Source organism: Aeromonas bivalvium (assembly GCF_046078285.1).
In the GTDB taxonomy this organism is placed as follows: domain Bacteria; phylum Pseudomonadota; class Gammaproteobacteria; order Enterobacterales; family Aeromonadaceae; genus Aeromonas; species Aeromonas bivalvium.
The window spans coordinates 1,040,729-1,054,462 of record NZ_JBGXBV010000001.1 but is presented as its reverse complement, the minus strand read 5'-3'; the positions used below and the strand labels follow the sequence as shown (position 1 = coordinate 1,054,462).

Below are 13,734 nucleotides of genomic sequence, written 5' to 3'. Positions count from 1 at the left end.
CCGCCGTTTTCTTGCCGCCTGAGCCCCTTATCCCCGCTGGATGGCGGTCACTGTGAGCTTGCCAGCCGGGTTCTCGGCGTGAAAGCGCACCGCATCCCCCACCTTCAGATCCTTGAGCAGGGCCGGGTCGGCCACCCGAAACACCATGGTCATGGGGGGCATCTTGAGGTTCGCGATGGCCTCGTGCTTGATGCCCACCTTGCCGTTGGCCTCGTCGATGCGGGTGATAATCCCCTTGGTCATCACCCCCTCCTTCATCCCCTCCATCTGCTGCATGTCACCCATCTGGTTCATGTCATGGCCTTCATGGCTCATCATCTCTTCAGCTTGCAGGCTGGTGTGGGTGGCAAGGCCCAGCAGCAGGGTCAAAGTGAGTGTCTTGTAGTTCATCTTGGTTTCCTTGTTTGGGTTGTCCGGTTGATCAGGGTGCAGTTGGGATATCCGTCTGCGCAGTCGTGTGGTCGAGGGTCTTCAGGGCACGGCTTTTCCACAGATAGAAGGCGGCGGGCAGCACCAGCAGGGTCAGCACCAGGGCACTGACCATGCCGCCAATCATGGGGGCGGCGATGCGCTGCATCACTTCAGAACCCGTGCCCTGGCTCCACATGATGGGCAGCAGGCCCGCGATGATGGTCACCACCGTCATCATCTTGGGGCGCAGGCGCAGGGCGGCGCCGTGGATCACTGCCCGGTGCAGGCCCGCCTTGTCCGGCTTGCCGCTGGCCACCAGGTCATCCCAGGCGTGGTTGAGGTAGACCAGCATCAGGACGCCGGTCTCCACCGCTACCCCGGCCAGGGCGATAAAGCCCACCCCCACCGCCACCGAGAGGTTGAAGTCGAGCAGCCAGAGGGTCCAGATCCCGCCCACTACCGCGAGCGGCAGAGTGGTGAGGATGAGCAGCACCTCCTGGACGCGGCGAAACGCCAGATAGAGCAGCAGCACGATAATGGCGACGGTCAATGGCACCACGTAGGCCAGACGCGCCTTGGCCCGCTCCATGTATTCGAACTGACCGGACCAGCTGAGGGCATAGCCCGGCGGCAGCACCAGCTGCTTGGCCACCTCGGCCTTGGCCTGCGCCACAAAAGAGCCGATGTCCCGATCGCGAATGTCGATGTAGACCAGGCCATTGAGCCGCGCGTTCTCGCTTCTGAGCATGGGGGCCTCGTCGCTGATGTAGACCCGGGCCACGTCCGCCAGGGCGATGCGCGCACCGCCTGGGGTGACCAGGGGCAGCAGCTCGAGGCTGGCCACCGAGTCGCGATAGCTCTGGGGATAGCGCAGGTTGATGGGGTAGCGCTCGCGCCCCTCTATGGTCTGGCCCACCTCCATGCCGCCCACCGCGGTGGCGAGCACTCCTTGCACGTCGGCGATATTGAGGCCGTAGCGGGCCGCCTTGAGCCGGTCGATATCCACCTTGACGTAGCGGCCACCGGCCACCCGCTCGGCGTAGACCGATGAGGCGCCTTCCACCTTGCCGATGATCTGCTCCAGCTGCTTGCCAAGTTGTTGAATGACCTTGAGATCGGGCCCCGCTATCTTGATGCCCACCGGGGTCTTGATGCCGGTGGCCAGCATGTCGATGCGGGTCTTGATGGGGGGCACCCAGGCGTTGGTGAGGCCGGGGAAGCGGATGAGGGAGTCTAGCTCCTCTTTGAGCTTCTCCGGGGTCATGCCGGGGCGCCACTGATCCCGGGGCTTGAGCTGTATGCTGGTCTCCATCATCACCAGATCGGCGGGATCGGTGGCGGTGTCGGCGCGCCCCGCCTTGCCGAACACGTTCTGCACCTCGGGGACGGTGCGGATGAGCTTGTCGGTCTGCTGCAAGATCTCTCGCGCCTTGCCCACCGAGATGTTGGCCGCCGTGGTGGGCATGTACATGATGTCCCCTTCATCGAGCGGCGGTATGAACTCGGATCCCAGGTACTTGAGCGGCCAGAAGCCCGCCACCGTCACCAGCAGTGCGGCGGCGAGCGTGGTTTTCGGACGGGCCAAGACGGCCTTGAGCAACGGCACATAACCCTGGCTTAGCCAGCGGTTGAGCGGGTTGGCCTGTTCGGCCAGCACCTTGCCACGGATGAAGTAGCCCATGATCACCGGCACCAGCGTGATGGCGAGCGCGGCCGCAGCAGCCATGGCGTAGGTCTTGGTGTAGGCGAGGGGGTGGAACATCCGTCCCTCCTGCGCCTCCAGGGCGAACACCGGCAAAAAGCTGATGGTGATGATGAGCAGGGAGAAGAAGATGGCGGGCCCCACTTCTATGCTCGCCTCTGTGATGATGCGCCAGCGGTTTTTGTCGGTGAGCGCCTCCCGCTCCATATGCTTGTGGACGTTCTCTATCATCACGATGGCACCATCCACCATGGCGCCGATGGCGATGGCGATGCCCCCCAGCGACATGATGTTGGCGTTGATCCCCTGCAGATGCATCACGATAAAGGCGGTCAGAATCGCGATAGGGAGTGTGATGACCACCACCAGGGACGAGCGCAGGTGGAACAGGAAGGCCAGACACACCAGCACCACCACGGCGAACTCCTCCACCAGCTTGCCGAAGAGGTTGTCGATGGCGCGGGCGATAAGATCGGATCGATCGTAGACGGTGACGATCTCCACCCCCTCCGGCAGGCTGCTTTTGAGCTCCGCTAGCCGCGCCTTGACCCCGTCTATGGTGTGCTGGGCATTCTCGCCGTAGCGCATCACTATGATGCCGCCCACCACTTCCCCTTCGCCGTTGAGCTCGGCGACGCCGCGTCGACTCTGGGGGCCGGTTACCACATCCGCCACGTCACCCAGCAACAGGGGCGCGCCGCGCACATTGGTGCCAAGCGGGATCTGTTTTAAGTCCTCCACGCTTTTCAGATAGCCGTTGGAGCGCACCATGTACTCCGCTTCCGCCATCTCGATGACGGAGGCGCCGGTCTCCTGATTGCCCTGCTGAATGGCGGTCTCGATGAGGGAGAGCGGGATGCCGTAGGCGCGCAGCTTGTCCGGATCGACCCGTACCTGGTACTGGCGCACCATGCCGCCGACGGTGGCGACCTCGGAGACCCCCTCCACCGTCTGCAACTCGTATTTCAGAAACCAGTTCTGCAGGGAGGTGAGCTGGCTGAGGTCATGCTTGCCGCTTCTGTCTACCAGGGCGTACTGGTAGACCCAGCCCACCCCGGTGGCATCGGGGCCGAGCTGGGGGCGGGCGGAGGCGGGCAGGTTGGGGGTCACCTGGCTCAAATACTCCAGCACCCGGGCGCGGGCCCAGTAAAGATCCGTGCTGTCGTCAAACAGCACGTAGACGAAGGAGTCGCCGAAGAAGGAGTAGCCGCGCACCGTGGTGGCCCCCGGCACCGCCAGCATGGCGGTGGTGAGCGGGTAGGTCACCTGATCCTCCACAACCTGGGGCGCCTGGCCCGGATAGGCCGTCTTGATGATCACCTGCACGTCGGAGAGATCCGGTAGGGCATCCACCGGGGTTTGCTTGACCGACCAGAGCCCCCAGGCGGTAAGCATGAGGGTCAACAGCAGTACCAGAAAGCGGTTGCCCACGGACCAGCGAATGATGGCAGGGATCATGATCTGGCTCCTTGCTCATGCAGTGCAGAGAGTGAAGAGCGGTTGCCTGCTAGGCAGCGAATGATGGAAGGGATCATGGCTTGGCTCCCATATCGTGCTGGCTAGGGTCCATGCCTTCCATCTTCCCCATCTCATCCGCCGCAGGCTTGGCGTCGCCGTCAGTAGCGGGTGCCTTCTCCTGATGGATGCTGGTGATGCGGTACTCGTCACCCTCCTGCATTACTTGCAGATGGAGGGTCTGCCCCTCCGTCAGCTTGCTCATGTCCACCCCGTCCGCCACGGTGAACTCCATCTCCATGGCGGGCCACTGCCACTCTGGGATGGGCTGGTGGGAGACCGTCAGGGTGCGGTTGGCCAGATCGATGCTTTCAACCTCGCCCTGAGTCCACACCTGGGCGGGGCGCACCGCCGTCATGCGCTGGAAGTCAGAATCGATGGCCGATTCCGAATCGAGCAGGAACTGGGCCGAGCGGACTATGCTGTCCCCCGCTTCGACTCCCTCCCTGATGGCCACCTTGTCGCCAAACTGGGGGCCCAGGGTGACGGCCACCGACTTGAAGCTGCCATCCCCCAGCGCCAGCACCAGCCTGTCCTGGCTGCCGGTGCGGATCACCGCTTCGCTCGGCACCACCAGCCGGGGTTCCCCCTGTCCGGTGCGAATGCTCACCTTGGCGAACATGTTGGGTTTCAAAAACTCGTCCGGGTTGGCGAAGCGCAGGCGCACCTTGAGGGTGCGGGTGGCGGCATCCAGGGTCGGGTAGAGGTAATCCACCTTACCTTGCCAACTGCGGCCGGGGGCGTAGTCCAGGGTCATGGTGACAGGATCCCCCACCTTGAGCTGGGCGGCCTGGCGCTCGAACACCTCGGCGCTCACCCACACCTGCTTGAGGGTGCCGATGTTGAACAGGGCGGCGGCGGGCTCAACATACTGGCCCTCGCGCACTTTCAGCTCTGACACATAACCGCTGCTGGGGGCATAGATGCCAATGGTTTCGCGCACCTGACGGCTGCGTTTGAGGGCCGCAATCTGATCTGATGGCACCTGCAAGGATTTGAGCTTGCCCTCGGCGGCGCGCAGCAGCAGCGGGTTGGCGGTGTTGAGCGCCAGCAGATACTCGTGCTGGGCGTTGACAAGATCCGGGGCATAGAGCTCGTAGAGCAGGGCGCCTTTGGCCACCTGCTGCCCCTCGCTCTTGATGGCGAGGGTGCGGATCCAGCCCGCCATGCGGGCGTTGACCGCCTCCAGCCTGTCCTCGTCATAGCCGACATAGCCCACCGTCTCGATCTGCTGGTGGACGGAGAGTTTCTCTACCTTGGCGAGCCGCACCCCCAGGTTCTGCTGGATCTCGGGGCTGATGGTGACGGTACCCGGCGAGCCGCTTTTTTGCTCCTCATAGACGGGAATGAAGTCCATCCCCATGTTGTCCTTGGCGGGGCCATCGCGCTTGTCGCGAGGATCCATGGGGTTGACCCAGTAGAGGGGCGTCTTCTCTTTGGCGGTTGCACCGTCGCCAGTCTGTTTGGCGGCCCAGTAGCCGCCACCGGCGCCGAGGGCCAGCAGCAGGGCGGACATCAGCAGCGTCTTGTTCATGACAAGCCTCCGGCGCGGGCAGGGCTGGAGGACAGGGCGCCCGCGAAGGCGGCAACCCTGGCGGGAGAAAAATGGGCAAGTGACATGGTACGTCTTCTCTTGTGCAGGCCGCCGGGCGGGTGATGGGCAGGGCATCACGGGCGGGCGGCAAACGGGGCGCGGCTGAATGGTCAGCGTGCGCACGGCCCCCTGCGAGCGGGCCGGTTTGGCCAGGGCGCAGGGTCAGGCAAGGCGGCAGGAAACGGGCAAGCCAAGACTTGCCGCCGCCGTGAGAGAAGGGCTTTCTAGTGGCGCAGCACCGACAGCATCAGGTGTCGACGTGGCCAGGAGGGAGGGTGAGCACCGCGGGATCGCAGGAAGGGGTCCCGCAGCCAGTTGTCCAGTGTGCTGCCGGTCGTCCCTGGGGGCAGCAGCAACAGGGGCAGGGCGAGCAGGGTCAGCAGGGCGGCCAGCAGCGGCAGACCGACGCCGGTGGACGAGGTGAGACCGCCGTGCATCTGGCACTCGTCCTGATGGAGGTCGGTGGCAGCACTGCCACCACCATCGTGGCAGGAGAGCACCTGCATGGCGGCGGCATCCATCTCTCCATGACCCATTGCGGTTGCGCCGTGGTGCGCGGCCTGGGGGGATGCCATGGCATGGCTGCCCAGCCAGCCGAGGCAGAGGCTGAGATTGCAGGCGAGCAGCAGCGCCAGCAACAGCCGGGCGATGAGCACTGTGGGCAATCTCGATGAGAGCATGGGCGGTTTCCCTGTGACGGATGGGCCGAATGTAAACCTTGCCGAAAGGAGAAGGTCAAGGCCTGGCAAGGGCCGTCTGCTGGCGAATTGACATGGATTAAGAAAGGGCGGGGCAGTGAACAAAAAAAGCCCCCGCATGGGCGGGGGCCGGGTCTCTTTGCGAGGGCGAGCCTGGCGCCGGGATCAGGCGAAGCAGGTCCAGATGGGGGCGTGATCCGAGGGCTTGTCGATGCCGCGCAGCTCGTAGTCGATGCCGGTCTCGGTCACCTTGTCCTTGAGAGCATTGGACGCCATGATGAGGTCGATGCGCAGACCCCGGTTCTCGTCAAAGCCCCTGGAGCGGTAGTCGAACCAGGAGAAGCGCTCGCACTCGGTGGGGTTGGCGGCGCGGAAGGTGTCGGTCAGGCCAAACCCTTCCAGACGGGCCATCCATTCCCGTTCGATGGGCAGGAAGGAGCACTTGCCATCCCGCAGCCAGCGCTTGCGGTTCGCCTCGCCGATGCCGATGTCGAGATCCGTGGGAGAGATGTTCATGTCCCCGATCAGCGCAATCTGGTCGTCCGGGCTGTGGTGGGTCTCGAGGTAGTGCTGCAAGTCCTCGTAAAACTTCTGCTTGGCCGGGAACTTGGTCTCGTGATCCTGGTTTTCCCCTTGCGGGAAGTAGCCGTTCATCACCTTGATGACGGAGCCGTCTTCGCGCTGGAAACTGGCCATGATCATGCGGCGCTGGGCGTCCTCGGGATCCGTGGGGAAGCCCTTTTGCACCTCGAGGGGCTTGTTCTTGCTCATGATGGCCACCCCGTAGTGGGCCTTCTGACCGTGGAACTCGACGTGATAGCCCATGGCCTCCACGTCCGCCAGGGGGAAGGCTTCGTCGTGGACCTTGATCTCCTGCAGGCCGATCACGTCCGGCTGGTGCTTGTCGATGATGGCTTGCAACTGATGAAGACGGGCGCGCAGGCCGTTGATATTGAAAGAGATGATCTTCATGTCGATGTGCTCATGTCGTTTTTATAGGTGGCTATTGGACTAGGAATCCCGGGTCGATGCAAGCCGCAGGCTCATTGGCTCTGGCTGAACTCCTGGCGCAGCTTGCGAAAGCGCTCCTGCTGGGCCGGATTGAGGGGGATCCCCTCCAGTATGGCCAGGGTCTCCTTGCATTCGCTCGGAAAGTCCGGGTTCTTGCGATGCTTCTCGATGAGCTTGAGCAGCACCTGGATCTTGTTGAGCGCCGCCCCCGTGTTGGCGGGGGCGCGGCGCAGGGCCTCGCGAAAGTGGGTGAGGGCCTGCTCGAGCTGGCCCCCCTCATAGGCCTTGATGCCGAGCTCGTTGAGCTGCTGATAGCGCTGGCGCCGCTCCTGCACCGTCTTGTCGTTGCGGGTCGCCTGGATGCAGATGGTGAGCAGCCTGTCCCCATCTTCGGTCAGGTGCTCCTGCAGGCTCTCGGCATACTCGAACTCCCCGAGCTGGTAGAGGGCCAGCACCGTCTCGCCGAGCAGGGTGCCCGGCATGCTGGCCGGTTGATCCAGCCAGGGCTGGTTGGCGCGATAGAGCATCTTCTTGCCCTTGAGCAGCTGGCCCAGGGCGATCTGCACCCTGGCCTGGCAGATCTGCTCGAACACGGGGTAATTGAACTCGCTCACCATCAGGGAGTCGCGAATGCGCGACAGGGCCGAGTTGACCTGTTTTTGCAGGTTGGCGATGTGATAACCGTCATTGCTGTTGAGGGCGTAGAGAGTGAGACACTGGATATAGGCCCCCAGGTAGTGGGGAGTCCGGTGGATGGAGTTGCGCGCCAGCTCGATGAGGGAGAGGAGCACATCCCTGGCCTGGGCATAGTCGTGGCGCTGCAGGCACACCTCCGCCAGGCGGCGCGACAGCAGCACCGACTGGGGAGAGATCTCCACCGCCCGCTTGAGCTCGCGCTGGGCCGTCTCCTCTTCCCCCAGGGCCAGCTGGGCTTCGGCCAGCCAGCGGTGGGCCTCCACCATCAGGGGGTTGTGCTTGAGGGTCGCCTGCAGGTGGCTCACCGCCTCCTCGTTCAGTCCCAGGGTATGGCACGCCTTGCCCAGGGTGAGCCGGGCCCAGCCGTTCTCCTGGCCCGCCAGCAGCTGGCGCATCAGGCTGCGGGCCTCCTTGGCCTGACCCAGTTTGAGCTGGGTGTCGGCCTGCAGACAGCGGCAGAAGTTGGCAAAGCGCGGGATGGCGTCGGCCCGCTCGGCGCAGGCGTGGATCAGCTGCTCGGGCTTGTCCTCGGCCAGGGCCCGGAACACGCTCTCCAGGGCCCGGCGGCGAGCCAGGGCCCGGCGCAGCCGAAACTTGAACTGCTCCTGGGAGAAGGGCTTCATCAGGTACTCGTCCGGCTCCACTTCCAGGGCGCTCAACACCATGGCGCGGGAGTTGTCGCTGCTGACCATGATCACCACGCTCAGGGGCGGGATCAGCCCCTTGTCCCTCAGGCTCTCCAGCAGCTGGCGGCCGTTCTCCCCTCCGCCCAGATCGTAATCGAACAGATAGACATCGAAGCTCTCCTTCTGGCAGCGGCGACGGGCCTCCTCGGCACTGTTGGCAAAGTTGATGCGGTTGATGCCGATGTTTTGCAGCATGGCCTTCATCATCACCTGAAAGGCGCGCTGATCATCGACCAGCAGCAGGCGCAGCGGCTTGACGGGGGCAGGCTTGGGGGCGGCATCGCCAGCGGCAGAGGGGAGGGCGGGATCCTGGGTCGGCATGGCTCTGGGTCTTGGGGCATCGATGCGCCAGTGTGCCACCAAAGTTCGGGATCAGGCAATTGGCAAAGGGGGGCGCCAGGCCGGCCTCAGGGGGGCTGGCATCGGAAAGGGAGTGATCTGGCCCGCAGGCTTGGCCGTAAACCCTGGTTGACCGAGCGCATATGAGTACAATAAGGTCGATTCAAATAGCACCTTTGTCTGGCTCGCGGCTGCGGGCCAGACAATCCTGTCGCCAACCCTGGCAACCCATAGGAGAGGATGATGAAAAAGGTAATGTCCCTGTTGTTTCTGAGCGCCCTGGCGGCCCCCGCCTTCGCCGATGAGTGCACCCTGACGGTCGAGGCGAACGATGCCATGCAGTTCAACACCAAGGCGTTGAGCGTGCCCGCGACCTGCAAGGAGGTGACCCTCACCCTGACCCACACCGGCAAGCTGCCGGTCGCTGCCATGGGCCACAACTGGGTGCTGACCAGCACGGCCGATTTCCAGGACGTGGCGACCGCCGGCATGGGGGCGGGCCCGGACAACAACTATCTGCCCAAGGATGATGCCCGGGTACTGGCTCACACCAAGCTCATCGGCGGCGGTGAAACCACCAGTATCAGCTTCCCGATCGAGGGGCTGGCGGGCAAGGATCTCACCTTCTTCTGCTCCTTCCCCGGCCACTGGGCCATGATGAAGGGCAGCTTCAAGGTCGGTTGATCTCGACGATCAAAAGATGAAAAAGCCGGGCATGCCCGGCTTTTTTGTGGCCCGCAGTCATGGGGCGGCAAGGGATCCCCTCGTTTCATGATCCAGCGCCGGGTGAGCGGTGTGACGAGACAATAGAATAGGCGTCTTTTGAACCTTGCTGCCTCGATCGAGAGGAATGAAACGCCGTGATGAACATAGTGAAATGGGGAGTCACTGTCTGCCTGCTGCTGATGTGCGCCGTCGCACTGGCGGCAGAACCCCCGGTGAAGAAGAGCCGCAACGGCATCTGCCATCCCAAGGGCGGTACCTACTACAGTCGCACCAAGCACTACATCCCCTACGACACCATGCAGGCCTGCCTCGCCAGCGGGGGCCGCGCCCCGAAGCGCTGAATCGGATCGGGCCCGTGCGCCTGGTGCCTATCTGGATTGCAGGGTAAAGAAGGCGATGCTGGCCTTCTTGCTGCATTCGAATCGGATGTCCTCCTCGGCCGTGACCACCAGGGTATCTCCCCGGGCGAGTGCATGCTGGGCCACCGTCAGGCTCCCCTCCAGCAGGGTGATGAGATAGGTGTGGGCCGGGATGAGGGTGAGAGAGAGGGAGAAGGGCAGGGTCAGCACCCGCACGTTGGCACCGAGTCTGTCGGGGTCATAGATGAGGCCAAGATCCGTCACCTCTTTCTTGAGCAGCTCGCAGTGGGTCTCGTCGTCCCCCTTGAAATGGGCCGCCTCGAAGGTGGCGTAGGGGTGGCCGTTGAGCACGAAACCGGCCCCGCCGATGGGGAGCAGGATGCGGTCATAGCCGGGGAAGCGGGAGAAGGGGCCCGCCTCCTTGATGGGGGCAGAGCTCAGGCGGTAGTCGAAATCGAGCCTGGCCAGGGTGCTGCCCGCCGGGGCAATCACTATCTCGGCGGTGCTGCCCTTGCCATTTTTCCAGGGCATCTGGCGCTGCTGGGCCACTGTGATGAGTTGGTACACTGGGTTCCCTCATGGTGAGTCTGGCCCCAGAGATACCACTCCCCCCGCCCTGAGGACAAGCCCGCCTGGTGCGAGTGCGGCTTTTTCCAGCGCTTGTTGCCAGGGGGCGGGCCTGGCCCCTGGCCGCAAAAGAGTGCCCCAGGCCAGGGCCTGGGGCGAATGGAGCCAGATCAGGCCTCCTGGTTTCACCAGGCCCGCAGACTCATGACGAGCGCTGCGGTCCTGGTGATGTGGTCACTGCACGCTGGCACTGCGACTGGCGCGCAGGCCCGAGACGCTGCGCACCAGTGCCTGACCCGAGACCGAGGGCGGGTTGGCGTCATCATAGGTTTGCCAGCTGGCGCCGCCATCCTGCGAATACTGGATGGTGAGCCCTGGCAGGCTGATGTTGGCGCGCAATACCCCCGCCTCCAGCATGGCGCCCGGTACCGGCAGGTTGAAGGCGATGCCATCTTGCTCCAGTGCCGGGAGCAGGCGCTGGCCGAGCAGGTTGGCGAAGCGGTTGTAATCCTGGGTGCGCGCCGTCTCATCCAGGGGCTTGGCGCTGGCGTCGTCGGCCTCCCAGCCCGCTTTGTGCCAGGCGCGCTCCGCCAGGGCTATCACCCGGGGGAAGACCATGCCCTCGAACTGATCGTCGGTACGCACGGTTTCTGACCAGAGGGATCCCTGCAGCCCCAGCACATTCTCCGGCCGCTCCAGGGATTTGACCCCGGCACCGGCCAGCACCTGCTCCTTGCTGATGGGGGCCCCCGCCCGGGTGTAATCGGCATTGGCGAACAGATCATCGGGCATGAAGCCGAAGGTCTTGCGGGTATCGGTGAAGCGCGGCGCCCAGTAGTAGCCGCGCTCGTTCGGGTCTGGCTCATACGGATGATCGAAATAGAGGTGGGTCGCCTGGTTGTAGATCACCTGATACCCGCTGTTGGCCAGGTTGTAGGCCCGATCCGCCACTCCCCACTCCCAGATATTCTGCCAGGCGTTGCCCGAGACGCTGGCGTTGGCCAGGTTGGCCCTGGGGTAGACCAGGTTGTTGTGCATCAGGCCATCTTCCCAGCCCCCCAGGTTGAGACCGCGGGCCGAGCTCAGGCTGGCCACCCGCTCCACGAAATACTGGCTGAGCTGGGATGGGTCCGTGATGCCCTGGGTATTGCTGGCAAAAAATTGCTGGCAAGCGGGTGAATCGCGCCAGGCCCCCGCCACCTCGTCACCGCCGAAATGGAAACGGGTGAGGGGCTGGGTCGCGGCGTGCAGGTCGACCAGGGAGGCGATGACGGTGTCGATGAAGTGGAAGCTCGATGCCATGCAGACGTTGATGGCATTGTCCTTGAACATCTGCACCGACAGGTAATCGCTCTGATCCGCCAGATCCGACAATAGGTACTCCTGGGCCTGCTGCGGCTGGCCTGCCGCCATCAGCTTGTGATATCGGGCCTCCATCGCCTTGATGGCGGCGTGCGCATGACCCGGCATGTCTATCTCGGGGATCACCTCGATATTGAGCCGCTGGGCGTGGGCCAGGATGGCGCCATAGTCGCTGGCAGTGTAATAACCGTCCGATTCCGGGGTGCCATCGGGGCCCGCCCCCAGGAAGGGCAGCAGACAGCTGCGTTCGTCGGGGTCATGGCAACGTCTGGCGCCAACTTCGGTCAGCTCCGGCAGGGCGGCAATCTCGATGCGCCAGCCCTCATCGTCGGCCAGCCGCAAGTGCAGCTTGTTCAACTTGAGGCGAGCCATCTGGTCGAGCAGGGCCAGCACGGCATCCTTGCTGCGAAAGTTGCGCACCGCATCGAGGGAGAAACCGCGATAGGCGAAACGGGGGGCATCGGTGATCTCGATGGCGGGTACCTGGCTGCCTTGGCGCAGTTGCAGCAGGGATTGAGCGCCATAGAAGGCCCCTGCCTGGTCGACGGCGGCCAGGGTGATGAGGTCGAGGGCCGGATCGACCTTGAGGCGATAGGCCTCCTGCCATTTTGACTGTCCATCCAGGCTGACTGGTCCCCAGCCGACCTTGATCACCTTGCTGGTACTGGGGCTCCAGGGCGCGGCGGCCAGGCCGAGCTGGGCGGCGAGGTATTGGGCCTGCTCCTGATAGCCATTGTCATAGACCACGGTCCAGTCGCTGCCAAGCTGGACGCTGCCTTGCCCCAGGGTCTGTTCGGCCGGAGTCGGGATCACGCCGACGGGGTGAGGCAGGGGGGCCAGGCCCTGATTGCGGGCGTAGCGATCCGCTGCCGTGAAGGGGTCATAGTGATCGGTCAGGGCCGGGCTGTCATAGCGTTTCCACTGGGAAGGGGAGGTGAAGTCAGCCACAAACGGCAACTCGTCCGAGGGGGCGGTCGGCACGGCACCCTGGATCCGGTTGCTGGTGCTCTGGATCAGCGCCGAGATGGGCTGGCCCTGATGGGTCGAGGCGAAATACCAGTTCGGCATCACGTCGCTCTTGGAGACTTGCCAGGCATCCCCGTCAAACTGGAAACTGAGACTCTCCCCCGGATTGAGGGGCACGAAGCTGGCGGTGGGTTCGAGCTTGAAGATGTCGCCATTGACGTGGGTCACCTTGAACTGGGGCGTATCCAGCGCCTTGATGTCCCGGATATGGCTGAACCAGATGGCCCAGCCGGTGGCGGGCAAGGGCACGGCTCCCTGGTTGGTGAGGCTTATCTGGCCGCGAAAGGTGCGCCACTCGTCCTGACTGTTGTCGACCACCTGGTAGCCGAGCGCGATGCCGGCTCCCAGGGCATCGAGCTGGGACTGGGTCATCGCCAGAGCGGGCGTGCTCAGCGCCAGGGCGAGGGCGCTCGCCAGCAGAGACAGCTTGTGGGTCATGCTTCACTTCTCCTTGTCGTTGGTTAATTATCAAAGCGAACAAAGAGTAGCCGTCATTTTCATAAATGAGTTCCGAGTGAGATCCTTTTTGCATTTTTTGGTGCTGTATGAGACACGCATCATGGTTTTGGTGATGAATCGAATGATTTGATTCTCTTCTAAAATAAAGTGCGGCCTACTGGCGTGTGGCAAGCATCCCGGATGGCGCTATGCTGCCGGAGTGATGCTCAAGGGCATCAATGACGTCAAGGAGAGCGACGATGGCCTGGATATCCTTGCTGGTGGGGGTGGCCCTCATCTGGTGGTTGCTGAAGCTGGGGCGCGGCCCCCTGTTCGAGATCCGGCTTGCCCCGGGCAAGCTGGTGGTGCAAAGGGGCAGCCTGCCCCCCGCCTTCATCGAACAGGTGCGGCAGATCCTCAAGCACGAGCCGGTGCGCGGCCGCATCCAGGGGCTGCGGGATGGCAAGGGGGTGCGCCTGGTCTTCTCCCGCTCCATCCCAGAGCCCATCGCCCAACGGGTGCGCAACGTCTTCCCTTACGCCGACTATCGCGGCCAGCAGCCTGGCCCGCCTTCGGGCCACAGGCGCCGCTGATCCCGCCCCAT

The 13,734-nt window shown here is 63.9% G+C and carries 11 protein-coding genes; 3 read left to right on the top strand and 8 right to left on the bottom strand.

Annotated elements, in window-relative coordinates:
• Positions 1–27: 27 nt before the first annotated feature.
• The 6 genes from ACEUCR_RS04830 to ACEUCR_RS04805 all read right to left on the bottom strand — a co-directional run bounded on the left by ACEUCR_RS04830 (position 28) and on the right by ACEUCR_RS04805 (position 8,634).
• Entirely contained in the window at positions 28–390 is a 363-nt protein-coding gene (locus ACEUCR_RS04830; protein ID WP_408788435.1) for a copper-binding protein, read from the bottom strand.
• Between the two features lie 31 nt (positions 391–421).
• Positions 422–3,571, bottom strand: a complete 3,150-nt coding sequence (locus ACEUCR_RS04825) for an efflux RND transporter permease subunit (RefSeq protein ID WP_408788432.1) — start codon at positions 3,569–3,571, stop codon at positions 422–424.
• Positions 3,572–3,644: 73 nt separating this feature from the next.
• Positions 3,645–5,162, bottom strand: a complete 1,518-nt coding sequence (locus ACEUCR_RS04820) for an efflux RND transporter periplasmic adaptor subunit (protein WP_408788429.1) — start codon at positions 5,160–5,162, stop codon at positions 3,645–3,647.
• A 284-nt stretch (positions 5,163–5,446) separates the two neighbouring features.
• Positions 5,447–5,902 carry a hypothetical protein gene (locus ACEUCR_RS04815; protein WP_408788428.1) on the bottom strand — a complete coding sequence of 152 codons (456 nt, stop codon included), beginning with the start codon at positions 5,900–5,902 and terminating at the stop codon, positions 5,447–5,449.
• 183 nt (positions 5,903–6,085) lie between these two features.
• Positions 6,086–6,892 (bottom strand): exodeoxyribonuclease III, encoded by an 807-nt coding sequence (gene xthA, locus ACEUCR_RS04810; protein WP_042000861.1) that lies wholly within the window; start codon positions 6,890–6,892, stop codon positions 6,086–6,088.
• A 71-nt stretch (positions 6,893–6,963) separates the two neighbouring features.
• Complete coding sequence (locus ACEUCR_RS04805) at positions 6,964–8,634, bottom strand: response regulator (protein WP_408789042.1); 1,671 nt, start codon at positions 8,632–8,634, stop codon at positions 6,964–6,966.
• A gap of 261 nt (positions 8,635–8,895) precedes the next feature.
• Here ACEUCR_RS04805 and azu point away from each other — a divergent pair, with 261 nt between their 5' ends.
• Positions 8,896–9,336: an azurin gene (gene azu / locus ACEUCR_RS04800; RefSeq protein ID WP_408789039.1), complete on the top strand. Its 441-nt coding sequence runs from the start codon at positions 8,896–8,898 to the stop codon at positions 9,334–9,336.
• 179 nt (positions 9,337–9,515) lie between these two features.
• On the top strand, positions 9,516–9,719 hold the full coding sequence (locus ACEUCR_RS04795; RefSeq protein WP_408788425.1) for a hypothetical protein: 204 nt from the start codon (positions 9,516–9,518) through the stop codon (positions 9,717–9,719).
• Positions 9,720–9,746: 27 nt separating this feature from the next.
• Here ACEUCR_RS04795 and ACEUCR_RS04790 read toward each other — a convergent pair whose 3' ends face one another.
• Both ACEUCR_RS04790 and ACEUCR_RS04785 read right to left on the bottom strand, forming a co-directional pair.
• Positions 9,747–10,268 (bottom strand): HutD family protein, encoded by a 522-nt coding sequence (locus tag ACEUCR_RS04790; RefSeq protein WP_392443484.1) that lies wholly within the window; start codon positions 10,266–10,268, stop codon positions 9,747–9,749.
• Positions 10,269–10,538: 270 nt separating this feature from the next.
• Entirely contained in the window at positions 10,539–13,130 is a 2,592-nt protein-coding gene (locus tag ACEUCR_RS04785) for a family 20 glycosylhydrolase (protein WP_408788423.1), read from the bottom strand.
• Between the two features lie 260 nt (positions 13,131–13,390).
• Here ACEUCR_RS04785 and ACEUCR_RS04780 point away from each other — a divergent pair, with 260 nt between their 5' ends.
• Positions 13,391–13,723, top strand: coding sequence for a DUF3634 family protein (locus ACEUCR_RS04780; protein ID WP_042000845.1), 333 nt, complete (start codon positions 13,391–13,393; stop codon positions 13,721–13,723).
• The last annotated feature ends 11 nt before the right edge of the window (positions 13,724–13,734 follow it).

What these genes read in the sequence shown, in the direction of transcription:
- ACEUCR_RS04825 (WP_408788432.1), bottom strand. Translation starts at nt 3,571, where the DNA reads ATGATCCCTGCCATCATTCGCTGGTCCGTGGGCAACCGCTTTCTGGTA.
- ACEUCR_RS04805 (WP_408789042.1), bottom strand. Translation starts at nt 8,634, where the DNA reads ATGCCGACCCAGGATCCCGCCCTCCCCTCTGCCGCTGGCGATGCCGCC.
- ACEUCR_RS04820 (WP_408788429.1), bottom strand. Translation starts at nt 5,162, where the DNA reads ATGAACAAGACGCTGCTGATGTCCGCCCTGCTGCTGGCCCTCGGCGCC.
- xthA (WP_042000861.1), bottom strand. Translation starts at nt 6,892, where the DNA reads ATGAAGATCATCTCTTTCAATATCAACGGCCTGCGCGCCCGTCTTCAT.
- ACEUCR_RS04785 (WP_408788423.1), bottom strand. Translation starts at nt 13,130, where the DNA reads ATGACCCACAAGCTGTCTCTGCTGGCGAGCGCCCTCGCCCTGGCGCTG.
- azu (WP_408789039.1), top strand. Translation starts at nt 8,896, where the DNA reads ATGAAAAAGGTAATGTCCCTGTTGTTTCTGAGCGCCCTGGCGGCCCCC.
- ACEUCR_RS04790 (WP_392443484.1), bottom strand. Translation starts at nt 10,268, where the DNA reads ATGCCCTGGAAAAATGGCAAGGGCAGCACCGCCGAGATAGTGATTGCC.
- ACEUCR_RS04780 (WP_042000845.1), top strand. Translation starts at nt 13,391, where the DNA reads ATGGCCTGGATATCCTTGCTGGTGGGGGTGGCCCTCATCTGGTGGTTG.
- ACEUCR_RS04795 (WP_408788425.1), top strand. Translation starts at nt 9,516, where the DNA reads ATGAACATAGTGAAATGGGGAGTCACTGTCTGCCTGCTGCTGATGTGC.
- ACEUCR_RS04830 (WP_408788435.1), bottom strand. Translation starts at nt 390, where the DNA reads ATGAACTACAAGACACTCACTTTGACCCTGCTGCTGGGCCTTGCCACC.
- ACEUCR_RS04815 (WP_408788428.1), bottom strand. Translation starts at nt 5,902, where the DNA reads ATGCTCTCATCGAGATTGCCCACAGTGCTCATCGCCCGGCTGTTGCTG.